This is a genomic window from Vulcanisaeta distributa DSM 14429 (genome assembly GCF_000148385.1).
GTDB lineage: Archaea > Thermoproteota > Thermoprotei > Thermoproteales > Thermocladiaceae > Vulcanisaeta > Vulcanisaeta distributa.
This window is the reverse complement of the sequence record NC_014537.1, coordinates 1,129,742-1,154,581: the sequence shown is the minus strand read 5'-3', so window position 1 is coordinate 1,154,581 and position 24,840 is coordinate 1,129,742. Positions and strand designations below refer to the sequence as shown.

Sequence of the window (24,840 nt, the reverse complement as noted above, 5' to 3'; positions counted from 1 at the left end):
TCACCCCCTTGGCAAGCCATTAAATAAACCTTATCAGGCCCTCCTCTCCTCAATTAAATCACCCGCCTCAATCCTTGGGTAGATACCTAGGCTCATTAACTCCTGAAGCAATAACTTAAATGCGTAGGGCACAACAACCCTCACAATCCTACCCTTATCACCATGTATTGGACAAACCGGCTTACCCTTATTGGAATCATACCAAGCAATCATGCCACAATCCTCACAGACATACATTACATACCTATCACTTGACTCAACAAGCCTCTCCCTAAGTAGGGCAGCTGCGCCATGGGCTATCAACACGTCCCTCTCCATCTCACCAAGCCTAAGACCACCCTCCCTAGACCTACCCTCCGTTGGCTGCCTGGTCAGTATCTGCACTGGGCCCCTCGCCCTAGCGTGTATCTTATCGGCAACCATATGATGAAGCTTCTGATAGTAAACAACGCCAATGAATATGTCGGCCTCGAGCTTCCTACCCGTCAACCCACTATACATTACCTCCTTACCATCCCACCTAAAGCCGGACCTAATGAGTAAGTCCCTAAGCTCCTCCTCAGTTACCCCCTCAAATGGCGTTGCATCGATCATAACACCCCTCAATGCCGCCACCTTACCTGCCATAGACTCAAGTAATTGGCCAACAGTCATTCTACTTGGTAATGCGTGTGGATTGACTATTATGTCCGGTGTTATTCCATCCTCCGTAAATGGCATGTCCTGCATTGGTATCATCATACCCATCACACCCTTCTGCCCATGCCTACTGGCGAACTTATCACCAAGCTCTGGAATCCTTAATTCCCTGACCTTAACCTTAACGAGCTTATAACCCTCATTTGTCTCCGTAACCACGACACTATCAACAATACCCTTCTCACCACGTCTAACCGTTATTGATGAATCCCTCCTGGCACTGGACACAACTGTTTCGGTGTATACTCCATAGAACCTTGGTGGTGACGTCTTGCCTATCAACACCTCACCACCAGATACGAATACCTCTGGCGATACAATACCATCCTCGTCTAAGTGCGCATAAGCCTCCGGTCCCTTGTAACCCCTAACCTCTGCGGATGGTATCTCTATCCTATCCTCCTCACCGCCTGGGTACCTCATTTGTTCCGTCTCGTATGTTCTAAAGAATACGCTCCTATACATGCCTCTCTCAATGGCTGACTTATTTAGTATTACGGCGTCTTCCATGTTGTAGCCCGTATATGTTAATAACGCGACTACAGCGTTTTGCCCTGCGGGTCTCTCTAAATAGCCATTAAGCTCTATACCCCTCGTTATTACCAATGGTCTCTCAGGGTAAATGAGTAAGTGACCCCTACTATCCATCCTAAACCTGTAATTGGCGGCTGGGAATCCGAGGCTTTGCTTTGCCATTGCGGCTTCATAGATGTTCCTAGGTGACTGGTTGTGTTCCGCGTACGGTATTATTGATGCCACTGCGCCGATCATGACCGATGGTATAACCTCCATGTGCGTGTACTTGCTCATGTCCTCCTCAGGGTTAATGGCAACCAATGCATTCTCTTCCTCATCACCGTCAAGGTACTCAATAATGCCATTACTAATCAAGTCGCTCCAAGTCCACTCACCCTTCCTTAACTTCTCAACGTGTTCAGGCCTTAGCTTTGGCTTTCCATTCTCAATAATAATTAACGGCCTCCTGAGCCTACCGCCATCACAATTAACCCTCACCTCATCAAGGTATTCATTCCTTATCCTGGCAACATTAATTTCATGATTAATCTGTCCCCTCCTCCTCATCTCCCGGATCGTACTCACCAACTTATCCGGCTCCGTATGAACGCCTATCAACCTGCCATTCAGGTAAACCTCAGTACCCTTAACACCCTCCTTCCTAGCCCTTAGTATTGGCACTACGCCGAGATCGTAAAGCAGCTTCTCGACCTCATTCTCATCAACGCCAACAGTTATTGTGGACAGTAATGCAAGGTTCTTCACTAAACCGCAGTTCTGACCCTCGGGGGTCTCAATGGCGCAGAGTCTACCCCATTGGGTTGGGTGTAGGTCCCTAGCCTCGAAATGAGGCTGTGTCCTGCTTAGGTTGGATACGACTCTCCTCAAATGGCTTAATGTCGACATGATATTAGTCCTATCAAGCATTTGTGATACGCCTGTCCTACCGCCTATCCAATTACCCGTAGCTATTGCGTGCCTAACCCTCTCAGTTATTATGTCTGCCCTTACAAGAGTGACTAGGCTCGGTATCTTACCCCTTGAATAATGCCTCTCTAACTGCTGCCTAATGTCCTGAAGTACCTGCCTAAAGACAGCCCTAAATAATTGAGCCATTAAATCGCCAACCAGTCTAACCCTCTTGTTGGCAATGTGGTCCTTATCATCAGGCTGCCTACGCCCAAGGTACATCTCAATAACGCCCTTAACCATTTGACCAACCATTAGAGCCTTCTTTATCCTAGCATCCTCAGTAGTGCCCAGGTGCGGCAGGAAGTACCTATCGAGCACCTGCTTAGCCCTCTCAATCCTAACCTCTCTCGGCTGGCCAATGGCCACCTTACTGCCTATGAAGTCTAGAGCATCATCAACGGTACTTGCTATTTGAACTGAGAATTGAAGTGATGGTAATAGCTCATTTTGGATGTCAGGGTCGTCACTGACGGCGAGTACGATGTCCTCGTCGGTCTCTAAGCCCAGCGCCCTCATTATTATTGGGAATGGTATCCTAGTGGCTATTGCTGGGAATGTTACGTATATAATGCCATCCCTATGTCTCTCGACCGTGACTGTGGTCTTGTACCCGGCGCCAATTGATATTACCTTGGCTACATGAGTTATGCTGGCCTTATCACCCTTGTCATAGAATGGCTTATTTGGTGCTAAATCCTCTTGGGAAACTATGACTCTCTCGCTACCATTAATGATGAAGTAACCACCTGGGTCATCCGGGTCCTCAAGCTTACTAATTAACTCCTGCCGTTTAAGCCCGTATAGGTTGCAGAACTTAGACCTGACCATTATCGGTAAATCACCGATATAGACCTTCTGCCTATCGACCTCCTCATCATTTACATAGAGCACCATTGTTAAGTAGAGTGGCGCTGCGTAGGTTAGGTTCCTGAGCCTGGCCTCCATTGGGTAGAGAATGTGCTCGCTGGCGTCAGCCTCCCTAACCCTTGGCTTCCCAACCTCTATCCTCTCAAGCTTTATGTAGAGACCCTTGACCTCAGTCTCGATTATGTTATTTTCATTAACTATCTCCTGCAGCTTCTTCTCCACGAAATCATTAAATGAATCGATTTGATGCCTAACGAGACCGCCCTCCCTAATAAATGCCCTTACTAACTCCCACCTATCGTCTGACGATGGAAACGCCGTGTAAGCCCTCTTAGACCTCAGTATTGGTATTGGTACTGAATCCAGCATCTTACCATGCTCAATGTTAGGATTATTTATCGGCATGATTAATCACCCCATGCAAAATCAATATTTAAACTCTTTTTTCCAGGATGTTTATCCATAGATTGAATAACCATGGTTCTTACCCTCTTATAAAGGGGCCTATTTAAATTGCTTTGTATATTAGCCTGGAACCACGAATCTGTACGTGACAAACTCGCCAGCCGTATCAGACTTCCTAATTATCCTAATTACGTTACCAGGTTTAGCACCTATGGCCCTCGCCAACGGATCACTTGCCCTAATCCATGGAAGCTGAAAAACCTTGGCATTTAACTGCCTTAGTATCTCCTTAACCTCCTCCTTGGGCACAATCTCAGCCTTAGGCATGTACTCATGCTCAAGAATCCTCCTAAAGCGCTCCTCAGTCTTCCTCCTCCTGCCTCCCGAACTCACGGCAGTAGGCTCATCATAAGGCTATATAAGCCTTACACCGAGATCTAAACAGCAGCATTAAAACATTTAATAATTAGGGGTTAGAGCAAATATTGAATGAGCAATCCGTATAATCAAGTGATTGAGGATGTCCAGAGGCTCCTAAAACTTTTAAGCACAGAGATTGGAACTGACGTGACCAAGTACGTTAATGAGGTGATAAGGGCACCGCCACAGTATGGCTATCTAGCAATCCCAATGCATAGTATTGTAAGGGAGCATGGGAATATTGATGAAATAATAAATCAAAAAATAATACCTCAATTAAAATTAATAAATAAGGTCGTATTAGTTAATGGGTATCTGAACATTGATATTAATATAAATGATTACGCAAACATAGTATTATTATCAATCAGTAATTTAGGCGATAAATATGGACTTAGCGATAAGTGCCCAACGGGTAGTTACATAATAGAGCATACGAGTGCAAATCCCGCAAAACCCATGCACATTGGTCATGGCAGGAATGCCGTACTTGGCGATTCATTGGCTAGGTTGCTCAGGTTTTGTGGCGCTTCTGTTAAGGTTCATTTTTACGTTAATGATTGTGGTGATCAAATGCCCTATGTTGGTATTGGCTATTATGTGGCTAAGGACTTAGTACTCAGTAGGATTAATGGTGGTTGGAAGCCTGACGAGGTAATGGGCATCATTTACTCAGTGACATATGCGGTAAGCGAGATTAAGAGATTGAGTAAACAGATTGAACAGCTTAAGAATGAGGGTAAGTATGATGATGCGAATAAGCTGATCGGTGAGAGGGATGAGTGGGTTTCTGTAATTAACAACTTCATAGAAAAGGATAAGGAACTTACTGAGGCTTTACTTAAGGGGTTGGGTAAGTTCGAGGATCTCCCATTAATGGTTAAGCAGTGGTCGAGGGCTTATGAGGAGGGTGATGAATTCGTTAGGAAGGTCATTAGGGAGGCTGTGGATGTAGTGCTTACTGGCTTTAGGATAACTCTGGATAGGCTTGGTGTTGTCTTTGATTCGTGGGATTTTGAGAGTGAGGTTGCCGTGGATAATGGCGGTGTATCCAGGGTGATTAATGAATTACTTAGGAGGGCTCCGCAATACATGGAGAGGGATAATGGGGCATTGGTATTTAGGGCCGATAAGTATGCCCAGGACCTTAATCTTTGGGATGAACTTAAACTACCTAGGTATATACCGAAGGCAACACTACTTAGGAGCGATGGAACAAGCCTATACTTAACGAGGGATATTGCCTACGCCTTATGGTTCTGGGATAACTTCAAGTTCGATAAGCTAATAAGGGTCATAGGCTCTGAGCAAGCCCATCCTCAGGCTCAACTTAGGTTAGCACTACATGCAATGGGGTATCACGAATTGGCCAGGAAATTGATTCATTATTCCTATGAGATGGTTAATCTAGCCGGAATGAAGATGAGTGGTAGGAAGGGAATTTACGTATCTCTTGATGAATTACTTAACGAGGCAAAGGATAGGGTTATGGAGATTGTGAAGGGTAGATTCCCACCTGACGAGGCCGATAAAGTCGCCGAGGCAGTTGCCGTTGGTGCAATTAGGTATTCATTCCTCTCTGTGAGCCCAAATAAACCATTGACGTTCTCATGGGATAAGGTGCTGAATTTAAGGCAGAATAGTGGGCCATTCGTTCAATACACATACGTAAGGACAAACGGAATTCTTGAGAAGGCCGGCGAAGTCCCTAAGCTTACACAAATACCCAATAATATCGCCAGCGAGGAAAAGGAATTAACATTATTACTTGGCGAATATCCTGAAGTGATTGCCAAGGCTGCTCAGGAGTTAAGACTTGAGAACATAATTGAGTATGTGAATAAGCTGTCCCTCGTATTTAATAGTTATTATGAAAAGTACCCTGTGCTAAATGCCGAGCCTGGTATTAGGGAGTTTAGGATAAACCTTGTGAATGCCGTGAGGACAGTGCTTGGTAATGCTATGGACATACTTGGAATACCCAGGTTAAGGAGAATGTAAAGGAACCGCATTACTTTGATACGTAAATTCTCACGACGGCCCTATGCCAAAGCTTCGAGTTAACACCAAGTCTCCTACCCGTAATCGCGTCAACACCCGTAACTGCCTTCTCAGCAATTTCGCTATGAATTGCCTTAGCTAGATCAAGGACGGTGGCGTCTCTGGGTAGTAATAATACGTCAGGTAATACGTTACCTTCAGTATCCGTAAACTTTTTCTCATCAGCCACTGGGTAGACTGCGATCATGCCGAGTACGTCAAACACGGCAGTATTTAACGCCTTGATAACGCCGGTACCACCCCACTTATGCATGAAGTCCCTAATCCTCTCCAGGGCATCCTTTTGAGGCTTAGTTAGATTGGTTGATATGATCTCGAAGTCATCATCACCAGGTATGTACTTAATTAGGTTAGCCTTGGCAGCCCTTCTCAATGCAAGTTCGTAATCCGCACTTACTGGGATAATCCTATACCTATTACCGACCTCCTTAACAACCCTTTTATAGTTGTCCTCGGCCTCGGGAATATCCATCTTATTAGCCGCGATTACCATTGGCTTACTTAACTCTCTAAGCATTGATACGAAGCCCTTAATATCATCATCACCCCACTTACTGGGTGGCTTCTTATCGAGACCTAACTTAGTTAGGGCATCGCTTATTTGCGCCTGGGTTATACCAAGCCCACTGAACCTATCATATAATACATCGAGTAGTGGCTTCTTCGCGTAATCCACAAGCCTGACAAGCTTATCCCAATCCTTACTGAGCATTTGGACCATCCACATGGTAACCTCATTACTAAGAAACTCAATATCAACCAATGGATCATGAGAGCCAGGCTTAACTAACCTACCCTCCTCATCCGTTGCGCCCGCCATGTCAACTACATGAATAAGCACAGGGGCTCTCCTTAAATGATCAAGAAACTGATTACCAAGTCCCCTGCCCTGCCAAGCCCCGGGGACTAGGCCGGCGACGTCTATTAATTCCACGGGTATGAACCTATTACCCTCGATGCATATGGAGTTCCTGGGGTTATCCTTAACGCCAAGGTCCCTGCACACGCAGGGTATCCTAACATACCCAATACCCACATTAGGCTCTATCGTTGTGAATGGGTACGGTGCAATCTTAACGTCGATCATCGTTGCCGCAGCAAAGAATGTGGACTTGCCAACGTTAGGCTTACCTACGATACCTATTTGAACATGGCTTTGTAAAGGCACGGGAAGTAAGGAAATGATACCAATTAATAAATTTAATATTGTATTTTTTAACCAAACGATTACTTCTGCTGTTGCTGCTGAGGCTGCTGCTTAGGCAGTAGGTATATCTTATTACCAATTATTGAATTATTAGGTATCAGGACTTTAGTACCATCACTCTTAATAACCTCAGTGAATAATATTGCGACGTCATTAACGATACCATCCTCACCAAGTAAATTAACGTGATCACTTATCTTAAATGGCCTAGCCAATAGCAGGAATAAGCCAGCCACTGCTTGCCCAAGGACCTGTTGGACTGCGAAACCAATTACAATGCCGAGAAAGCCGCCCACAGCCACGCCTGCAACTCCACCGCCAATAGCACCCGCAATGCCAGCAACCAATGCGCCAATACCTATTAGCAGAAATACATTCCTCATAGCCCTAGCAGTTGGGTGGTCATACCTAAACCTCATAGCCCAATAAATGACGTCAGCAAAGGCTGACACGATTAGGTAGCCAAAGGCAAGCGCAAGCAGTACATTTACGTAACCCTCATACGGCTTAACATTTATGCCAAACATCGGTAATAAGGACGTTATTATCCAGTGAACTATGGCGGCTACCACCACGTATACGATTATATATATCACAAGCTTAACTATGGCATTTACGTAGTGCCTGGCAACCTCCCCCTCCCCCCTGCTCATTTGAGGTGTAGTAGTTGCCACGTTTTATTTGCTAAATATCAATTATTAATAAGCATTATCCAATATATATCTCGGTGTAAACCATTATGTATTAAGTATAGAACTACCCCAATAGAAAGAACTACGCATTCTCCCAAGCCTCGACGAATGCCCTAGCCATCTTAACTGGGTCCTTGGCGGCAAGTATTCCCGAGATAACCGCGGCGCCCCAGGCACCCGTTGCCTTAATCGCTGGTATACTCTCAAGCGTTATACCGCCTATGGCGTAGACCGGTATATTGACCGACCTAACGATGCTCCTCAATCCATCCAGCCCAGTTATTCTGTAATCGGGCCTTGTCGGGCTCGGAAACACTGAGCCGGCGCCTATATAATTGGCGCCCGCCCTCTCACCCTGCAATGCCTCATCAACAGTACTGGCACTTGCACCAATTATTAAACCGCCGAATCTCCTCCTAATCTCATCCACAGGCGCATCATCAAGACCCACGTGGACTCCATCCGCATCGCTTAGTATTGCTATGTCAACCCTATCATCAACGATAAATACAGCTCCATACTCATTACAAAGCCTCCTAATGGCCCTAGCCTCCTCAAGCATGACCCTAATACTGCCCTCCTTACGCCTATACTGAACAATCCTAACCCCACCCTCGAGGAATGCCCTGGCTGCCTCAACGTGATTCTTTATAGTATAACTGGTATCCGTTATACCGTAAATTCCTTTGGGAAGCTTCATACAATGACTTACCAATTTTAAGTCCTAAATAAAACTAAATTCATTATTCACATAGATTTCAAGAATTACCAGGTGACATACGTTATAACTAAGGAATTACTTGCAGCCGTGAGCCTCCTAAAGTCATCCTCACTCAGTCTCCAACCAACCGCACCGGCGTTTTCCACGACTTGCGCGGCATTCTTAGCTCCAGGTATTGGCACCACGTTATCATGCATTACGAGCCAATTAAGCGCGATCTGAGCAGGGGTCTTACCGTATTTACTCGCCAACTCCTTAATCACGGGTATTAACTTCGTGGTTATTTCCCTAAGATTATCGGGATAGAAAACAGGCTCATTCTCCCTTAGATCGCCCTTAGGCCTATTCTCAGGGCTGTACTTACCAGTTACTGCACCCTTCGCCAATGGGCTCCAGGCAATAAGCGTAATTCCCTCACGTTGAAGGTAGGGTAGGAGTTCCTTCTCGATATCTCTTTCAATTAAGTTATACCTGTTCTGGGAACTCACTATTTCACTCCTCTTAAGACATGAACGCGCAGCCTCAAGGAGTTGTAATGGATAATTACTAACACCAATGAACCTAATCACGCCATCCTCAACCAGCTTCTCCATCGCCTTCATCGTCTCGCAAATTGGTACATTATGCCAACAGGCAGGCCAATGAAGCTGAAGGAGATCAATAACGTCCACACCAAGCCTCTCCCTACTCCGCCTCGCTGCCTTAAGGACATCATCATATCTATGCCAATCACCCGGTATTTTAGTGGCGATGACCACGTGCTCCCTAATACCCAACTCCCTAATTGCCCTGCCCACAAACTCCTCACTACGGCCACGCCCATAAACAGCCGCAGTATCTATGAAGTTTATACCAAGTTCCACAGCCTTACCAATAACTTCCTTGGCAATGCCATATTCATAGGGGCCCCAGGCATCACCACCGAATTGCCAGGCGCCAAGTCCAATCCTCGATATTTTCAAGCTAGTCTTACCAAGATTTATGTACTCCATCAGGGTGGCATTAGTTATTTCACATTTAAACATTATTATGATGTTCATTATCCATTTATCTCAGTCCATGAAAAGATAATGCTTTAGTATGTTGATTAATGTAGGTGGTGGGGAATTATGAGTGAGTATGAGTATGTAGTTGTCTTCGTCACAGTGCCTAATAGGGATGTGGGTGTTGAAATTGCTAAATCTCTCGTTAATAATAAATTAGCTGCGTGCGTTAACGTAATTGATGGGTTAAGGAGTATTTATTATTGGGAGGGAAGGGTCGAGGAAGACAATGAGGCATTGCTCATTATTAAGTCAAGGAAGGATAAGCTTAATGATTTAGTGATATTCATTAGGGAGAGACATCCGTATAAGGTCCCTGAGATTATTGCACTGCCGATAATTGGCGGTTTTGATGGATACTTAAGGTGGATTGATGAGGCATTAAGGCGAGAATAGGCTCATTTAAAGTAAATGCTTTTAATAAGCTTAGTGTGGTGTTACGTATGCCTAGGGCATTACTGGTGGTCCTAGACGGCTGTGCCGATAGACCGGTTAAGGAACTTGGTGGAAAGACCCCGTTAGAGTTTGCCGTTAAACCCACTATTGATAGGTTGGTTGCTGAGGGATCATGCGGTCTCATGGACGTCATATCACCAGGTATTAGACCAGGTAGTGACACGGCTCACCTTGCCATCTTTGGTTATGACCCATACAAGTACTACCCCGGTAGGGGGCCGTTTGAGGCATTGGGTGCGGGATTAACGCTTAACCCTGGAGATGTTGCATTTAGGACTAACGTGGCCACGGTTAATAGTGATTTAGTCGTTGTCGATAGAAGAGGTGGTAGGTACATAGACCCTGCTGAGGTTAAGGAAATAGAGAACATAATTAATAATGAGGTATTGCCAATACTGAGGAGTAAGTATGGCATTGATGCGGTTTATAAACAAACCGTAGAGCATAGGGGCGTCCTCGTCCTTAGAGGTAATGTATCACCACACATTACTGATACTGATCCTCACGTAACTGGTGTTAGGGTTTCAGAGGCTAAGGCCTTAAGTGATGATGCTAAGGTCACAGCTAATTACATTAATGAATTTACAAAGCTCGTCTATGAAAAGTTAAGCAAGGCGGAGTTTAATGAGAAGAGGAGGAGGGAGGGTAAGGGCCCAATAAACATGGTCCTCCTTAGGGGTGCAGGTTCTTTAAGGAACTTCGAACCACTGAGCCTAAGATATAGGATTAAGCCAGCGATAATAGCTGGCGTTGCATTGATTAGGGGTATTGGTAGGGCATTGGGTATGGATGCGATAAATGTTGATAATTACATTGGTTCTAAGGATGACGACTTCATAGCCGCGTTTCAGGCAGCTGCTAGGGCCTTGAATAATTACGATTTCGTATTTGTCCATGTAAAGCCCACAGACTCCATGTCTCATGATGGTGATGCCAGAGGTAAGGCAATGATTATTGAGAGAGTTGATGCAGGTATTAGGAGGTTCCTTGAGGAGGCACCCAGCGACACATATGTGTTCATAACCTGCGACCATGCAACGCCAATAACTGTTAGGGAACATACGGGTGATCCCGTGCCATTTATGGCGTGGGGACCTGATGTCATGAGAGATGACGTTACTCAGTTCAGTGAGAGAGCTTGTGCCAAGGGCTTTTGGAGTAGGATTAGGGGTATTGACGTTATGAACATAATAGCTAATTACCTAGGTACTCTCGAGAAGTTTGGTGAGTAATGGTACTACTCAAAATCCTCGAGTGACCTAGCCATTATGTATGCGTCCTCACCATCGTGGTAATAACCCTTTATTAAGTCGACTATTTTATAGTTCAATTTCTTGTAGAGATTAATGGCGGGCGTGTTAGAAACCCTAACCTCCAGGTAGACCTCCTCTGCACCGTAGAAGTGTTTCATAGCCCTCATACCCCTAATCATCATGTTATACGCAATGCCTAACCTCCTCGCTTCAGGTAGTACGCCAATGGATATCACATGACCCTTCCTGGTTGGTTTACCCCTCCAGATATAGCTCCAGCCAAACTCAACCCTATTCATCATATAACCAACCACATTACCGTTAAGCTCAGCCACTATGAAGGCCTTGGGAAAGCTTCTATAATGCTCCACGAAGAAGAACTCAGGGTAATTCTCGGGTAGCACCCTCCTGTTTATCATTACTACCGTATTCAAGTCCGTTATCTCAAACTCCCTAAGCACAAACACCCTACCGTCCTTACCCCTTATGTACTCACGACCACTCAACTTAGTCGTTATATCCCGAACCTCCTCTCCCATTAAAAGACCTGACTCGTGAGACTTAATACATTTTTCCTCATGGAAAGTAATTACTTATCAAGCAGGTATGCAGGAATAATTACCAGGATAATGAGACCTAGTATGTACAGTGCAGCCGTAAATGTCCTGTACGAAAGACTTAGGAGACCTAACTGTGGTATTACAAGGACAACAACACCGACAATATTACCGTAAGGTACTGAATATGGGTCAGGCACTGGGTTCGCATCACCCTTAAAGACGTATGTGCATTTCTGCGCGTTATTGATGGCAATTACCCTATGCACTATGTAATCATTAAATTCAGGTGAGTAGTAGATCGCCACATGACCTACTAACGAGCTACAGGGTTGACTTGGTGGTATCATTACGACTAAATCCCCAACCTCAAGCGTTGGTTCCATTGAATACGAACTAACGACTGCCCACGGTATTACAAATAGCGATGTTAATATGAGTATAGTTAATATATGCCCTATGTCCATTAAATCAGCGGAGTCACCGCAGCACTACTTATTTTTTACTCGCTTTATTTGAAGAAAGGTTTTTATAGAAGTGCTTTACGGAGTCGCCGATGAGCAGCGGTACACAGCAGAGGGGAGGAGTACCAGTGATGGTTCTTAAGGAGGGTTCACAAAGAACAACCGGCGCAGATGCAAGGAGAAGCAACATAATGGCTGCCAAGGTAATTGCCGAAATACTATCGACAAGCCTAGGCCCTAGGGGTATGGATAAGATGCTCATTGATGCCTTTGGTGACGTAACAATAACGGGCGATGGAGCCGCAATACTAAAGGAGATGGAGGTTCAACACCCAGCTGCTAAGCTACTAATTGAGGTTGCCAAGGCCCAGGACGCGGAGGTTGGTGATGGAACAACAACGGCGGTTGTGCTGGCAGGCAGGTTGCTGGAACTTGCGGAGGAGCTCCTTGACGAGGGTATTCACCCGACAATAATCATTGATGGTTATAAGAAGGCCATGGATTACGCAATACAAGTCGCCAATGAGATTGCACAGCCAATAAATGTTGAGGACAAGAACCAACTGGCCCTAGTCGCAATGAACTCATTAAGTAGTAAGATCGTTGCCGAGGCCAGGGACTACCTAGCGAAAATTGCCGTTGATGCATCCGCCATAGCCGTGGAGAAAATCGGCGATAAGTATAACCTCGACCTAGACTGGATTAAGATCGAGAAGAAGAAGGGCCAGTCACTCTTTGAGACCCAGCTAATACAGGGTATTGTGCTTGATAAGGAGGTTGTTCACCCAGGGATGCCCAAGAGGGTTGTTAACGCTAAGATCGCAGTCCTAGATGCGCCGCTTGAGATTGAGAAACCTGAGTGGACTACGAAGATATCAGTCTCATCGCCACAGCAGATAAAGGCATTCCTTGAGGAGGAGTCCAACATACTGAAGTCCTACGTTGATAAGCTCGCCGAGATCGGCGCTAATGTAGTTATAACGCAGAAGGGAATTGACGAGGTTGCCCAGCACTACCTGGCTAAGAAGGGTATTATGGCTGTTAGGAGGGTTAAGAGGAGCGACATTGAGAAGCTTGCTAAGGCCACTGGAGCTAAGATAGTTACCAGTATTAAGGATATAAGGCCCGAGGACCTTGGCACTGCTGGGCTTGTTGAGGAGAGGAAGGTTGGTGAGGAGAAGATGGTGTTTGTCGAGCAGTGTCCGAACCCGAGGGCAGTCACGATACTACTTAGGGGTGCAGCGGATAGGATCCTTGATGAGGCCGAGAGATCAATGCAGGATGCGCTTCATGTAATTAGGGACCTATACAGGGAGCCTAAGATCGTACCTGGTGGTGGAGCCTTTGAGATGGAGATTGCGAGAAGACTTAGGGAGTGGGGTAGGAAGTTACCTGGCAAGGAGCAGTTAGCCGTGCTTAAGTTTGCCGAGGCCCTTGAGCACATACCAACAATACTAGCCCTAACCGCCGGTTTAGACCCAGTGGATGCAATTGCTGAGTTAAGGAGGAGGCATGATGCTGGTGAGGTTGATGCTGGCGTTGATGTGTTAAGCGGTAAGGTCGCGAATATGGCTAAGATAAATGTCGTTGACCCACTCCTAGTTAAGACGCACGTAATTAGGAGTGCCGCTGAGGCAGCAATAATGATACTTAGGATTGACGATATTGTAGCCGCAGCCCAAACAAAGACAGGTGGTACCGGCAAGTCAAAGACCGAGAGCGGCGGAGAGGAAAGCGAGTCGAAATCGTCTGAATAATAAAATTTGGCATTCATAAAGTTAGATTTTTAAACGATTTTATTTCCGTATTCTCCAATGTCATCATCAAATCAAGCCTCGAACTCAATCCTTAAGGAGGATACATTAGCGAGCATTTTAAACACAATTAGTGACTTAATTAAGGGTAAGCTAACATATCCACCCAGGATAACTAAGTATGAACTTGCCAGGATAGTGGCGGCAAGGGCAAAGCAATTAGCCATGGGAGCTCAACCACTCATTAATCCACAGGAGCTGGGTACGTTCGATCCAATAGACATAGCGATGGAGGAGGTTCGTAGGGGATTACTTCCATTTATCATAGTTAGGACATTGCCGAATGGAAAGCATGTAAGGATTAAACTTAAGGACTTACTTAATTTAAGCAGGGAGTTTGATGTAAAGATATAATAAATTAAACCTTAACTAATTCCAACTTCCCGTTATCTATCCTAATCTCCACCGCATCACCCACATCCAACCTAGGGCCTAATGCCTCAGCCTCATCCTCATTAAGCCAAATTAGGAGCCTTGGTATTGGAACCTTACCGCTCATTAATGGACCAACCATAGGCATAGACCTAAGTAACTGCTGAACGAGGGGCATCACATCCCTCATCATTTGCGACGTCTCATCAGTACCAGTAATGACCGGGCCAGGCGTCTCCCTCTCCTCAACAATTTGTATTGCTATCATCTTGCCGCCTGTTGGGTCATTAACCAATGTCTTACTTACTACGTAACCCTTTATTGTTATCATCCGTATTAACCCGCACCATGCATTTAAAAAACTTATTATGCATATAGTGGGTGTTGCTAATGGAGTTGAAAATACGATTACCTTTGTCTGTAATAAGAAAAATCGAAAGATTTAAAAATTATAATAAATAGAAAGGATTGTGAATAGTGATATTCAAAGAATCATAAATGAGGTTAGGTCATCGGCTGAGGAGATTATTTCGGAAAGCCCTGATCAGATAAGGGCTGTTTATATAATGGATAGGGAGGGTACTGTAATAACCTATGTCACTAATACCATCCTAATTAACGCTGGTAATACATTCTTTGCAGCCCCAAGGTTTATATCATCATTAAAGGGATTAGTATCTGCGTTACCCATTGGTAATGTTAATTACGTATTGATGCAGGGCGTTGATGGTATTATTCAATTAATGAATATTAGAGATGCGGGTTACATCATGGTTATAATTAATTCTGAGGCGTCAATAGGCCTTATCAGGATAATACTCGAGAAATACACCGATAAGTTATACGACCTATTAAGGAAACTTCTCAGCGTTAGTGAGGAGGAGATAATAGAGGTAATCAATGTAGAAATTACGCCAAAGGATATTGAGGATGTGATCAATTTCATAAAGAGTAAAGCCGTTATATGAGGTGGGCATTATGCCAATAAAGACAATAAAGATCGTGATTGCTGGCCCGTATGGTGCTGGTAAAACCACATTCGTTAAAACACTAAGTGAGGTGTTGCCTATCGAGACTGATGTTCCAATAACGAAGAGTTCAAATGATGGTAAGAAAAGTACTACGGTAGCTTTTGATTATGGTCGAATGAAGGTTAGGGAGGACCTAGTCGTGCATCTATTTGGCGTACCTGGTCAGGAGAGGTTTAGCTTCATGTGGAAGATAATTGCCAGGGGTATGCATGGCTACCTATTCATCGTTGATAGTTCAAGCGAGGAGAAGGTTAAGGAGGCGTTGGGAATGTATAATTTCTTCAGGGAAAACTTTCCATCAACGCCTCATGTGATTGCTGCGAATAAGCAGGATGTACCCACTGCCGTGGACATACTTACCATTAAGAGTATATTGAAGGTTCCCTATGAGGTTAAGGTCATGCCATTAATAGCTACCAACAGGAGGAGTGCATTATTCGTTCTCGTTACATTACTTGAGGAGATTAGGAGTTATCTCCTTGAAATGACTAAAAATGACTAAGTAAGGTGAAAATGAAATAATTGAATTGATTGTGTAATTATTTTACTTGATTTTTGAAGCAGCTCATGGTACTTATTTCGCTTATACCCTCTCAAGCACTATTTCGATGGCTGCTACGGATCTCTCTTTGCCTCCCTGCCCAGTTACCTTGTCGGTTAGTAGCTTTATGTCGGCTATCCTTACCTGGTTTGGTAGGAACCTATCCCTTATCATTACCGCCGTTGATACTGCCCTGGCTATCGCACCGCCTCTAGCCTTCAGTATTACCTTCTTAGCCCCCGCATTGAAACTCATTACCGTAGCTATCACATAGCTTGTAGTTGGTTTTTTACCCACTAGTATTGTGGTTTCCTGCTGTGGTGTGCTCATACTTCTTTCGCCGTATTCGGTACTTCCCTAACCCTTTAAAAGCTTAATCCTAGTTACCTAATCGAGATCCTTATGGAATAACCACCATTCAATTTACCAAGAAGTTCGGCACCGTTAATTACGTAACCTAACACATTCACCTGCTCACCAAGATCAACATTACCTAGGGCGATTACTAGGCTTCTCTTCTTAACCCAGTAACCAACCTCATACGGCTTTAAACTAGTTCTTTTACCCTCACTCACTAGGCCTAAATCCAGGGGTATCAATATGACTTGGCTATATTTAATTGCATTCGCCCTGATTGGTAATGACTTACCTAATCTGGCGTAGGTCAGTGGTGACAGAGCTGGCTCCAACTTAATCACTATGTTTCCAAGATCCTTAACCTCAAGGATTAACTCACTCTCCATAATACTATGCACCTTATAATCTCGTCACAAGAGGCGCAATCTCCTTATAAACCTTATTGCTAATAAACTTACGTGAGTTGTCAGGAGTGTAAGGTTGGTGAGGTGAAGGATGAGGATGACGTTATTAAGGAGGGACGCAAATTCATATCATGCATACTAAGTAGCCTTAATCTTAAGTTCTTAGCCATAGATAATGGAGTTAAGTATCAAGCAATGTATTACGTAGAGACCACAAGCGAGCATTTAAAGGAGATCCTTGATCAAGTGCTTAATTGCATTAATGGGTCAATTAATTCATTACCAGATAAATTAAGGGATTATTTGAAGCCCAGGGTTAAGTCATTTGATGATACGTACGTAATAATGTTTAATAATGAGTTCATCGCAATAAAGGCGACCTGGTGATTCGGCATGATTGACGAGAGTAAGTACAAGCTTAACTACGTGTATGCGGAGGACTTCGGCACTGGGTACTTTAAGTACGGCCCAATAACCCTGAGGGATAAGCCATACATGATACAGAGCCGTGGGTTATTCCTAAGGGATTTACCCGAAAGCATTAAGTTGCTTGTCCCCAAGGAGGTCCTTGAGAGGGGTGTCGTTGTCGGTGATGACATACCCAAGTACTTAAGTTCGATTAGGGATGCCATTAGGAACCTGCGATATCCGCTTAAGGATGGTGTTATTAGGAAGGAGGATGAGGATTCCTGGAAGATAGTCAGGGAGCTCGCCAGGTATGGATTCTCGCAATTCTTCTCGGACTTCGCCAGGAGACCCGACTTCAAGGGGTTTTTCCTCGTTGTTGCCTTATCGGCTTTAGCGCCCGACTATATGAGGGATAGGATGATCGATGTTCATAAGGAGATTGATGAGGAGTTTGGTGGTAAGCTACTTCAAGCTGTTACCATAATAGACCAGCCCTTTGCGGTGGCTATTGCTGAGAAGGCAGTAACATGCACTGTGATTGAGGCTGGGCATGGTAATATACAACTCGTGCCAATCAGCTACGGACCCATTAGGGAGGGTATAGTGGCGCTTAATAGGGGTGGTGCCGAGGCCAATGCGGTTACTAGGGAGGTTCTTAAGGATTCGGGGTATGGTGACCTGGCTAAGGATGAGTACGTGGTTGAGGTTGTGAAGAGGGCCGTCGGTTTAGTACCGAGGAGTCTCGACGATGCCATCAAGAAGGCTAGGGAAGACCCAGATAGGTTTGCCATTAAGGTTAGGGTTAACCCACTGGTTGAGGTTGAGTTGAGGGATACGGCGTGGATGAGGTTCCTGATTGGCGAGGTCATCTTTAATCCGAGGCATGATATATTCACGAGTTATATGCAGCAGGGTAGGCTCGTGATTGAGGACGCCACGGTAGGCGATATGGTGTTTTACGGTGAGATGGACATTGCCGAGGCGTTAATAACGAGCATTAGAAAGGTCCCCGTGGAAATTCAGGATAAGATAATGAGCACGATAATACTCAGTGGTGGTGCATTTAATTGGTCTGTACCGCCTGGCCTTGAGGATGTTGCCGTTAATAGTGTGGATAAGGTTAGGTTGATGGTTTCCGAGAGATTACCCGACCTAGCCAGTAAGTTGAGTATTAGTATTGTTAAGGATCCGCAGTTTAGTGTCTGGAAGGGAGCCATAATATACGGCTATGCGCTACCCAGTAATGTGAAGTGGAATGAGAGGACTAAGGAGGGTTGGTATTACCTTCATCAATAGGTCCTTTCATTCTAGTCTTATGATTCAATTAGGTTAAAAAGCGAGTTGTTAGTTAGTAATGTGTAGGTGTAATGAGTATTGAAATTGCGAGGAAGCTTATTGAGGAGTGGTTGCTACAGAGGGGTTTTAGGATAGTGGATAAACTGAGCGAGAAGGAGATCGTGCTCATGGAGGGTAATAACACGGTTTACCTCAGGATATCCACAGAGGAGTTCCCAACGGAGTCCTACATAATTGATGAGCTTAGTAATGTCATGAGGAATAGATTTAACTACAATAAGGCGTACATAGCATTTCCACAGAGCGCCAGGGGTTTGATAAACGGTAAATTATTCAGAAGCAATAGGGTTGGTGTTTACATTTATGACTTGTCATCAACTGATCCCGAAAGGGCTGTGGAGGAGTTAATACCAAGCATACCAATACAGCTACAACAGGGTATTGATGATAGCATTAAGAAGAGGATTGATGACCTTGAGAAGGCAATTAATGATGTGAGGAATTCCCTATCGGGCATTAACATTCAACCACTAACCAAGGACATTAATGAGTTGAGGGATAGGGTGATGAGGATTGAGCAGATAATTAATGAGTTAATTGAGCGTGTTAATAAGCTCGAGAGAATTGGGTTACAAGCCACAGGGTTAACAAATACTACGGCGCAGGGGGGCTCGACAATTAACAATGAGTTACCTGACTTCCTTAGTAATAATCCGTGGATTGAGGTATTAAGAAGGAGGGGTGGTGGTAATGGGTGAGCTTGATGAATTAATAATTAAGTTCCTGAGGGATAGGCTTGGGCAGGACGCTGAATTAGCCATTAAGCTTTACATGGCTTATAAGGAGGGTGGTAGAAGGGGCATTATTAAGGCGATTAATGAGGAGTTGAGTAAGGTTGGCGTTGAGGTGGGTGAGGGTGAAGGTTAGGATTAGTGAATTAACCATTAGGGACTTCAGGGGGTTTAGGGGCGAGCATAGGGTTGTCTTTAATGACGGTATTAACATAATCCATGGACCCGTTGGCTCCGGCAAAACAAGTATTGTTCAGGCAATTGAGTATGCACTCTATGGAACTCAATTGGAGGTTAAGGAGAGGGTTTCAAAGCTGGCTGACTTAATAAATGAGGACTCGAATTCTTCACTCGTTAAGCTTGTACTTACGAATGGTGTTGAGATAGTTAGGGAGCTTAAGAGGTCTGGTGAAACGGCGAGGGAAAGCCCCATCGCCATGATTAACGGCACTAGGTATAAGGGTGATGATGTCAATCCCAAGATCATAGAGTTCCTGGGCGTTGATGATGATGACTTTGAGAGGTTCGTGCTAGTCACACATAGGACCCTTGAGGCGTTAGTCTATGGTAGTATCACGAAGAGGAGCATATTCATTGATAAGTTATTTGGGCTTGAGATTCTCGATAATTTAAATAAGTCATTACCCATGTCTCAGCTTGAGGAATTGATTAATAGACTTAGGCAGAGACTCGCCAGTGTTAAGGAGCTCCCTGAAATAATAGTTAAGTACGGCTCCATTGAGAAGGCGCGGGAAAAGGTTAGGGAGTTGAGGGAGGAAATTGATAAGTTGAGGAAGGAGGAGGAGGAACTCAGCAATACATACAATGACTTACTAAAAAGGAGGGAGGAAATACTGAAGAACTTTAAGGGTGTTGAGGAGGTATATAGTAATTATATCGCTATTAGGATTAGGAGGGAGAACCTTGAGCAGGAGCTTGAGAGGGTGGGCGTTAAGGAGGTTAATGAGACGAGCATTAGGCTTAGGCTTGAGAGACTTAGGGATTCGTTAATTGAGAAGCTTGAGGAGTACGCACTTGTTAAGGAGGCTGATGAGGTTAGTAAATTAGTGATAACTAACGATAACCTAGCCGAGGCCGCCGAGAATATATACAAGGCCTTTGAGGAGCTCGCCAAACTTAAGGATAAACTGGTTGAGGATAGGGAGTACCTTAGTAATGTTCGTAATGATCTCGAGATCCAGTCCGAGTCATTGAAGGCATCACTTAGGGAGCTTGAAGCGAGGCTTTCACAGGAGGAGTCCAGGGTTAGGGAGTATAGAGCATTGGTTAGTAAGTATGGCGAGCCGATTAAGGTTAGGAAGGACATTGAGGAGTTGAGGAGTAGGCTTGAGAAGCTTAGTTCCGAGGAGAGCTTTAGGATATCGTTACTAAATGTCTTACAGTACATACTGAGTAATCATGAGGAGAGGTGCCCTGTCTGCAATAGGCCGTTAAGTGAGGAGGATTATGAGAACATTAAGAGGAGGATTGAGGAGTTATCGAAAGGTCGTAACGACGAAATTGAGGAAATAAGGAATAAACTGAATGAGCTGGAGAAGGTATTGACAAACATGGAGACCCTGTTACCTATCGTTAATGATTATGAGGCCACCGTTGAACGTGCGCGGGATGTCAGGTCCAGGTTTGAGGCTGTGGTCTCAAAGCTTGAGACAATTGAGAGGTCCATTAGGGATATTGATAGGAGGATTCAGGCGCTTACGAGGTTTGTTGATGAGTTTAGGGCTGAAATTGACGATATTGATAGGGCAATTTCATACCTAAGAAAGTATAGGGAGCTTAATTCCCTGAAGCAGCAGGAGGAGGAGCTTAGGCAGCAACTCAGTAATCTCGGTATTGACACGAAGACCGTAACAAGCATTGAAGACCAGATTAGGTATCTCGATGAGAGGTTAACCCAGGTTAGGGCCAAATTAGGTGATGACTCAGCGGAGTTAAGTAGGCTTGAGCTTGCACTGTCGAGCCTTGGCTTCGATAAGGAGGACCCATCAGTACTCAGGAGGAGACTTGACTTCCTTGAGGACTTCTATAACAGGCTGGTTAGGATTAGGGCTGGTATTAGGGAGGTTCAGGCAAGGGTTAGGGATGAGATGATTAAGATTGTTAGGGATAACGTTGGCGCAATTTTCAAGCTGCTATACCCATACAATGACCTTGAGGGGGCGGGCATTGAGGTTACGGTTAGGGATAGGGGCGTTGTTGGGGTGGTCAGTGAATATACGCTCTACGCCATCAGACCTGGCGGTAGGAAGGTTACAATATCCAGGTTGAGTGATGGGCAGAGGCTGACAATAACCCTCTCATTCCTATTGAGTGTTTATAGGGCCACTAATCATAATGTCGACTTCCTGCTAATGGATGAACCAATACCTTACGTTGACGTGAACATTAGGAGGGCCTTTGCGGCATTATTAACCAGGTTCGTTAGCGAGGGCTTGGTTGGGCAGGTAATAATCACGACACAGTCGGAGGATTTGGTTAATGATATTGTGAAGGCGGCTGAGGAGACTAATGTTAAGTATAGTGTTATCAGGCTTATTAAGGAGGGTAATGAGAGGAGGATTATTCAGGGAACCGATTAATTATGATATGTAAGTAAATAGTTTTATTAAGGGCCTTGTGCCGAATACCTACGATGGAGGGCATATTCGTAGCACTGGCAATACCCTTTAAAAACGGTAAATTAGACGAGGAATCCCTCGCAAGGCACGTTGACTCATTAACGAAGGCAGGCGTTGACGGCTTCTACCCATTTGGCACAACCAGCCAGGGACCATACCTAACACTTGAGGAGAGGAGGGAAGCCCTGGAGGTCATTTCCAGGAATACGAATAGGCAGTTGATGGTCCACGTCTTCTCATTTAATTGGCAGGACGTGGTGGAGACCGTGAGGCTCGCCGAGAAGTATGGCGCTGTGGCCATCTCATCAATACCGCCAACCTACTATAGGCCGGATTATGAAACACTGAGGAGGTATTACGAGAAGCTGTCTCAATTAACGAAGTTACCAATATTTATTTACAACATACCGCAGAACACGGGCTTTAATGTAACGCCAGACCTAATAGCGAGGCTGCTCAGTGACGGCGTTAAAATAGCGGGTGTTAAAGATAGTACTGGCGACATAACGCAGATAATGGGCCACGTTAGGCTAGGTATAACGGTACTTAATGGTGCAGACTCCACAATACTGCCTGCGCTCATGGTTGGGGCAAAGGGCTGCATATCGGCGATGGCTAATGTACTTCCGGAGGTCATGAGGGAGATGTTCAATGACTTCAGGGCCGGTAGGTTGCAGTCCGCCATGGAGAAGCAGGACCTTATAGCCAAGGTTAGGGAGCTAATTAGGGATTACCCAGGCGTTGATGGTTACTACAGGCTAGTCCACTTACTCCGTTATGATTTTGGAACTGTTAAGGAGCCATACCTAAGGCCGTTAAGTGAGGCCGAGGTGCAGAAACTCAGGGATGGATTAATAAGGCTGGGTTTAAAGCCGAGGGTCTAACGTAGTTACTTAAATTCTATTTAATTTAATTCGACTCAAATTTTATGAATAACCGAAGTAAAGGTAAAAAAGTAAAGTAAAAGGCCCCTTATTAAGGAATTATATTGATGACCATAGGTATTCATAGACAGGGCATAGCTATGATCGCACTGGCTATTTCCATAATTACCGTGACCATGCTCATAGCAATCAATACATTTGCCCAATCAGTAAACCCCAAACCTATCATAATAATCAGTACTGATACATACCAGGTCAATTATTATAATGTAACAGGCATAAGGAAGCCAATACTCATTATTCACGGCTACCTAAATAATAACCCAGTCCCATTAACCATCAGCCTATTTGCACTTGGCGAAGGGCATATCTACACGGTTGGTTATTACTACGGATTCGGCTCGGTAAACGTAAGTTTAATTATAAAACCAATAATTAACATAGCTAAGGAGACGATAAGAATCATGACCTCCAATAGAAACCCGCCGGATGCTGTGTGGCCATCCATACTTGCATTTATCACGTACTTCGACAAATCCACGAACGAGACAAGGACCGTGGCGGTGGCGATCCCCTATAACCCAACCTGGATAATAAATAACGCATCAATAGTCATAAGCTTAACCGTAGACTTCTCTAGGGTAGCGCCGGTAAGAATAATTTATAATCATAATGCAATAAATGCCTCATCACTGATGGCGAGCCCCTCCGTGGATCCCTACGGCTTCGTAGGACCGTACAATTGCCTCGGAAGTAGTAATGTCCTGAATGCCGCTCCACCATCAATCTACGCCGGTACAGGGATTGTTTATTGGGAACCACGTGCCTGTGCTGGATTTAATGGTTCAATACCCATACTGTGGATTGCCTGGGGCAAGGATGCATGGAGCAACAATATTGGTGGCGGGATAGTGCTGAGTATAGGTGGTTATGCCCAAAAAGGCTCCGGTCTCTATGGGGCTGTCAATGTTCCAGGTTCTGGACTTGAGGTTGTTGGCCCAACGCTGCAATTCTCAAGTAACCTGCCTATTTATGGAGGCTATAGTGGCTATAACTATGTCGATAATGTCTATGTGTACTTCGCATTTTCGTCAAGCTCCTCGTTATCGTACTCATACCCGAACCTTTATTACTACGTCAATAGGGGACCGGGCTTCCTTTACTTAGGCATTAATGGTACCCTGGCCTTAATACAGTTCGAGGGCTATTACGTCGATCAGAACGGCTATACCTATCCACTTAATGAGTATGCCAACGCCACGGCTGTTATTAACCTACTACCAGGCGCCATACGTAATAATGTGCTGTGGGTATGGCCGGGCATTGACCTCGGTAATGGCATTATGAACTTCATGATGAGCCAGGTAGCGCCTAGATTCGGTTTAATTAGCCCAAACTATGTTTATGACTACGTCTTCATTTCAAGGGATAGTAACGGCAATTACCACTACAGTGGTTTATGTACATCAAGCCCCAGTATAACATGTACGTCATCAGGCTGCTACTTCTCACTGAGTGTGGCGGCATCAACATTCAATCCCAACCCATATGGAGTAGCCGCAGAGGCAGGTTTATTCATAGCCGGTTTAATCCTTGCCTATCCAAGTGTTGGTTCAAGCATAGCCACGATATTTGGCGGTAACCAATTCCTGGCTGGTCTGGCAACATCCGTGGCCCTTGGCATAGCTGGTCTCATGGTTCCGCCACCGGGCTCCTCGTCATTCTTCTACTTCAATACCGTAATTAACCTGGTCGCTAATTATGGCTCAGCATACTACGTGGCGTTTTACGGAACACCCATAAAGTATAGCTATGGCTCAGTGAGTAGTGAGACATTCCCCGTGGGCATAATCATAAATTCGACACAGCCCTATCTAGGAGGCATCTACTGCAATAAGTAGGGAAGACACGTATTCCTCGGCTTCGGCGATATGCATCAAATAAAATAATACATTAAATTAATATAAATT

At 44.8% G+C, this 24,840-nt stretch carries 25 protein-coding genes; 14 read left to right on the top strand and 11 right to left on the bottom strand.

Annotated elements, in window-relative coordinates:
* Positions 1-33: 33 nt before the first annotated feature.
* A complete protein-coding gene (locus VDIS_RS05945; RefSeq protein ID WP_052885898.1) occupies positions 34-3,423 on the bottom strand; it encodes a DNA-directed RNA polymerase subunit B in 3,390 nt (1,129 codons plus the stop codon).
* A 156-nt stretch (positions 3,424-3,579) separates the two neighbouring features.
* Positions 3,580-3,852: a DNA-directed RNA polymerase subunit H gene (locus VDIS_RS05940; protein WP_013336320.1), complete on the bottom strand. Its 273-nt coding sequence runs from the start codon at positions 3,850-3,852 to the stop codon at positions 3,580-3,582.
* A gap of 96 nt (positions 3,853-3,948) precedes the next feature.
* On the opposite strand from VDIS_RS05940, the gene VDIS_RS05935 reads away from it, so the two are divergent.
* Positions 3,949-5,880 (top strand): arginine--tRNA ligase, encoded by a 1,932-nt coding sequence (locus VDIS_RS05935; protein ID WP_013336319.1) that lies wholly within the window; start codon positions 3,949-3,951, stop codon positions 5,878-5,880.
* Between the two features lie 10 nt (positions 5,881-5,890).
* Here VDIS_RS05935 and VDIS_RS05930 read toward each other — a convergent pair whose 3' ends face one another.
* The 4 genes from VDIS_RS05930 to VDIS_RS05915 all read right to left on the bottom strand — a co-directional run bounded on the left by VDIS_RS05930 (position 5,891) and on the right by VDIS_RS05915 (position 9,552).
* The gene (locus VDIS_RS05930) at positions 5,891-7,108 is read right to left on the bottom strand and encodes a redox-regulated ATPase YchF (protein ID WP_013336318.1); all 1,218 of its coding nucleotides are present in this window, start codon (positions 7,106-7,108) and stop codon (positions 5,891-5,893) included.
* A 59-nt stretch (positions 7,109-7,167) separates the two neighbouring features.
* Positions 7,168-7,800 (bottom strand): mechanosensitive ion channel domain-containing protein, encoded by a 633-nt coding sequence (locus VDIS_RS05925; protein ID WP_013336317.1) that lies wholly within the window; start codon positions 7,798-7,800, stop codon positions 7,168-7,170.
* Positions 7,801-7,921: 121 nt separating this feature from the next.
* Complete coding sequence (gene thiE, locus VDIS_RS05920; RefSeq protein WP_013336316.1) at positions 7,922-8,539, bottom strand: thiamine phosphate synthase; 618 nt, start codon at positions 8,537-8,539, stop codon at positions 7,922-7,924.
* Positions 8,540-8,604: 65 nt separating this feature from the next.
* The gene (locus tag VDIS_RS05915) at positions 8,605-9,552 is read right to left on the bottom strand and encodes an aldo/keto reductase (protein WP_013336315.1); all 948 of its coding nucleotides are present in this window, start codon (positions 9,550-9,552) and stop codon (positions 8,605-8,607) included.
* 117 nt (positions 9,553-9,669) lie between these two features.
* On the opposite strand from VDIS_RS05915, the gene cutA reads away from it, so the two are divergent.
* Both cutA and VDIS_RS05905 read left to right on the top strand, forming a co-directional pair.
* Entirely contained in the window at positions 9,670-9,999 is a 330-nt protein-coding gene (cutA, locus tag VDIS_RS05910; RefSeq protein ID WP_013336314.1) for a divalent-cation tolerance protein CutA, read from the top strand.
* Between the two features lie 47 nt (positions 10,000-10,046).
* Entirely contained in the window at positions 10,047-11,291 is a 1,245-nt protein-coding gene (locus tag VDIS_RS05905; RefSeq protein ID WP_013336313.1) for a 2,3-bisphosphoglycerate-independent phosphoglycerate mutase, read from the top strand.
* A 5-nt stretch (positions 11,292-11,296) separates the two neighbouring features.
* Here VDIS_RS05905 and VDIS_RS05900 read toward each other — a convergent pair whose 3' ends face one another.
* The gene (locus VDIS_RS05900) at positions 11,297-11,851 is read right to left on the bottom strand and encodes a GNAT family N-acetyltransferase (protein ID WP_013336312.1); all 555 of its coding nucleotides are present in this window, start codon (positions 11,849-11,851) and stop codon (positions 11,297-11,299) included.
* A 50-nt stretch (positions 11,852-11,901) separates the two neighbouring features.
* Positions 11,902-12,336 carry a signal peptidase I gene (locus VDIS_RS05895; RefSeq protein WP_013336311.1) on the bottom strand — a complete coding sequence of 145 codons (435 nt, stop codon included), beginning with the start codon at positions 12,334-12,336 and terminating at the stop codon, positions 11,902-11,904.
* 89 nt (positions 12,337-12,425) lie between these two features.
* Here VDIS_RS05895 and thsA point away from each other — a divergent pair, with 89 nt between their 5' ends.
* Together thsA and VDIS_RS05885 are read left to right on the top strand one after the other, a co-directional pair.
* Positions 12,426-14,090, top strand: a complete 1,665-nt coding sequence (gene thsA, locus VDIS_RS05890) for a thermosome subunit alpha (protein ID WP_013336310.1) — start codon at positions 12,426-12,428, stop codon at positions 14,088-14,090.
* Between the two features lie 57 nt (positions 14,091-14,147).
* Positions 14,148-14,501 (top strand): DNA-directed RNA polymerase subunit K, encoded by a 354-nt coding sequence (locus tag VDIS_RS05885; RefSeq protein WP_013336309.1) that lies wholly within the window; start codon positions 14,148-14,150, stop codon positions 14,499-14,501.
* A 4-nt stretch (positions 14,502-14,505) separates the two neighbouring features.
* On the opposite strand, the gene VDIS_RS05880 is transcribed toward VDIS_RS05885, so the two are convergent.
* Positions 14,506-14,850: an arcadin 1 gene (locus VDIS_RS05880; RefSeq protein ID WP_013336308.1), complete on the bottom strand. Its 345-nt coding sequence runs from the start codon at positions 14,848-14,850 to the stop codon at positions 14,506-14,508.
* 139 nt (positions 14,851-14,989) lie between these two features.
* On the opposite strand from VDIS_RS05880, the gene VDIS_RS05875 reads away from it, so the two are divergent.
* Both VDIS_RS05875 and VDIS_RS05870 read left to right on the top strand, forming a co-directional pair.
* Complete coding sequence (locus VDIS_RS05875; protein WP_013336307.1) at positions 14,990-15,487, top strand: roadblock/LC7 domain-containing protein; 498 nt, start codon at positions 14,990-14,992, stop codon at positions 15,485-15,487.
* A 10-nt stretch (positions 15,488-15,497) separates the two neighbouring features.
* A complete protein-coding gene (locus VDIS_RS05870; protein WP_013336306.1) occupies positions 15,498-16,052 on the top strand; it encodes a GTP-binding protein in 555 nt (184 codons plus the stop codon).
* Positions 16,053-16,133: 81 nt separating this feature from the next.
* Here VDIS_RS05870 and albA read toward each other — a convergent pair whose 3' ends face one another.
* Positions 16,134-16,421, bottom strand: coding sequence for a DNA-binding protein Alba (albA, locus tag VDIS_RS05865; protein WP_013336305.1), 288 nt, complete (start codon positions 16,419-16,421; stop codon positions 16,134-16,136).
* Positions 16,422-16,474: 53 nt separating this feature from the next.
* Positions 16,475-16,834, bottom strand: a complete 360-nt coding sequence (locus tag VDIS_RS05860; protein ID WP_013336304.1) for a cyclophilin-like family protein — start codon at positions 16,832-16,834, stop codon at positions 16,475-16,477.
* A 72-nt stretch (positions 16,835-16,906) separates the two neighbouring features.
* Between VDIS_RS05860 and VDIS_RS05855 the strand changes: the two genes are divergently transcribed.
* The 7 genes from VDIS_RS05855 to VDIS_RS05830 all read left to right on the top strand — a co-directional run bounded on the left by VDIS_RS05855 (position 16,907) and on the right by VDIS_RS05830 (position 24,771).
* Positions 16,907-17,239, top strand: coding sequence for a hypothetical protein (locus tag VDIS_RS05855; RefSeq protein ID WP_013336303.1), 333 nt, complete (start codon positions 16,907-16,909; stop codon positions 17,237-17,239).
* 6 nt (positions 17,240-17,245) lie between these two features.
* Positions 17,246-18,556: a crenactin gene (locus VDIS_RS05850; protein WP_013336302.1), complete on the top strand. Its 1,311-nt coding sequence runs from the start codon at positions 17,246-17,248 to the stop codon at positions 18,554-18,556.
* 71 nt (positions 18,557-18,627) lie between these two features.
* Positions 18,628-19,314 carry a hypothetical protein gene (locus VDIS_RS05845; protein ID WP_013336301.1) on the top strand — a complete coding sequence of 229 codons (687 nt, stop codon included), beginning with the start codon at positions 18,628-18,630 and terminating at the stop codon, positions 19,312-19,314.
* Positions 19,307-19,483, top strand: a complete 177-nt coding sequence (locus VDIS_RS12835; RefSeq protein WP_013336300.1) for a hypothetical protein — start codon at positions 19,307-19,309, stop codon at positions 19,481-19,483. Before VDIS_RS05845 ends, VDIS_RS12835 begins: the two co-directional genes overlap by 8 nt.
* Entirely contained in the window at positions 19,473-21,947 is a 2,475-nt protein-coding gene (rkd4, locus tag VDIS_RS05840; RefSeq protein WP_148678259.1) for an arcadin-4, read from the top strand. The genes VDIS_RS12835 and rkd4 overlap by 11 nt, the downstream gene beginning before the upstream one ends.
* 53 nt (positions 21,948-22,000) lie before the next feature.
* Positions 22,001-22,870 (top strand): dihydrodipicolinate synthase family protein, encoded by an 870-nt coding sequence (locus VDIS_RS05835; protein ID WP_013336298.1) that lies wholly within the window; start codon positions 22,001-22,003, stop codon positions 22,868-22,870.
* 107 nt (positions 22,871-22,977) lie between these two features.
* Complete coding sequence (locus VDIS_RS05830) at positions 22,978-24,771, top strand: hypothetical protein (protein ID WP_013336297.1); 1,794 nt, start codon at positions 22,978-22,980, stop codon at positions 24,769-24,771.
* Positions 24,772-24,840: the final 69 nt, after the last annotated feature.

Excerpts from the sequence above, each read along its gene's own strand:
- VDIS_RS05945 (WP_052885898.1), bottom strand. The coding sequence starts at position 3,423 with ATGCTGGATTCAGTACCAATACCAATACTGAGGTCTAAGAGGGCTTAC.
- VDIS_RS05935 (WP_013336319.1), top strand. The coding sequence starts at position 3,949 with ATGAGCAATCCGTATAATCAAGTGATTGAGGATGTCCAGAGGCTCCTA.
- VDIS_RS05925 (WP_013336317.1), bottom strand. The coding sequence starts at position 7,800 with ATGAGCAGGGGGGAGGGGGAGGTTGCCAGGCACTACGTAAATGCCATA.
- thiE (WP_013336316.1), bottom strand. The coding sequence starts at position 8,539 with ATGAAGCTTCCCAAAGGAATTTACGGTATAACGGATACCAGTTATACT.
- VDIS_RS05915 (WP_013336315.1), bottom strand. The coding sequence starts at position 9,552 with ATGGAGTACATAAATCTTGGTAAGACTAGCTTGAAAATATCGAGGATT.
- cutA (WP_013336314.1), top strand. The coding sequence starts at position 9,670 with ATGAGTGAGTATGAGTATGTAGTTGTCTTCGTCACAGTGCCTAATAGG.
- VDIS_RS05905 (WP_013336313.1), top strand. The coding sequence starts at position 10,047 with ATGCCTAGGGCATTACTGGTGGTCCTAGACGGCTGTGCCGATAGACCG.
- VDIS_RS05900 (WP_013336312.1), bottom strand. The coding sequence starts at position 11,851 with ATGGGAGAGGAGGTTCGGGATATAACGACTAAGTTGAGTGGTCGTGAG.
- VDIS_RS05895 (WP_013336311.1), bottom strand. The coding sequence starts at position 12,336 with ATGGACATAGGGCATATATTAACTATACTCATATTAACATCGCTATTT.
- thsA (WP_013336310.1), top strand. The coding sequence starts at position 12,426 with ATGAGCAGCGGTACACAGCAGAGGGGAGGAGTACCAGTGATGGTTCTT.
- VDIS_RS05885 (WP_013336309.1), top strand. The coding sequence starts at position 14,148 with ATGTCATCATCAAATCAAGCCTCGAACTCAATCCTTAAGGAGGATACA.
- VDIS_RS05880 (WP_013336308.1), bottom strand. The coding sequence starts at position 14,850 with ATGATAACAATAAAGGGTTACGTAGTAAGTAAGACATTGGTTAATGAC.
- VDIS_RS05870 (WP_013336306.1), top strand. The coding sequence starts at position 15,498 with ATGCCAATAAAGACAATAAAGATCGTGATTGCTGGCCCGTATGGTGCT.
- albA (WP_013336305.1), bottom strand. The coding sequence starts at position 16,421 with ATGAGCACACCACAGCAGGAAACCACAATACTAGTGGGTAAAAAACCA.
- VDIS_RS05860 (WP_013336304.1), bottom strand. The coding sequence starts at position 16,834 with ATGGAGAGTGAGTTAATCCTTGAGGTTAAGGATCTTGGAAACATAGTG.
- VDIS_RS05850 (WP_013336302.1), top strand. The coding sequence starts at position 17,246 with ATGATTGACGAGAGTAAGTACAAGCTTAACTACGTGTATGCGGAGGAC.
- VDIS_RS05845 (WP_013336301.1), top strand. The coding sequence starts at position 18,628 with ATGAGTATTGAAATTGCGAGGAAGCTTATTGAGGAGTGGTTGCTACAG.
- VDIS_RS12835 (WP_013336300.1), top strand. The coding sequence starts at position 19,307 with ATGGGTGAGCTTGATGAATTAATAATTAAGTTCCTGAGGGATAGGCTT.
- VDIS_RS05835 (WP_013336298.1), top strand. The coding sequence starts at position 22,001 with ATGGAGGGCATATTCGTAGCACTGGCAATACCCTTTAAAAACGGTAAA.
- VDIS_RS05830 (WP_013336297.1), top strand. The coding sequence starts at position 22,978 with ATGACCATAGGTATTCATAGACAGGGCATAGCTATGATCGCACTGGCT.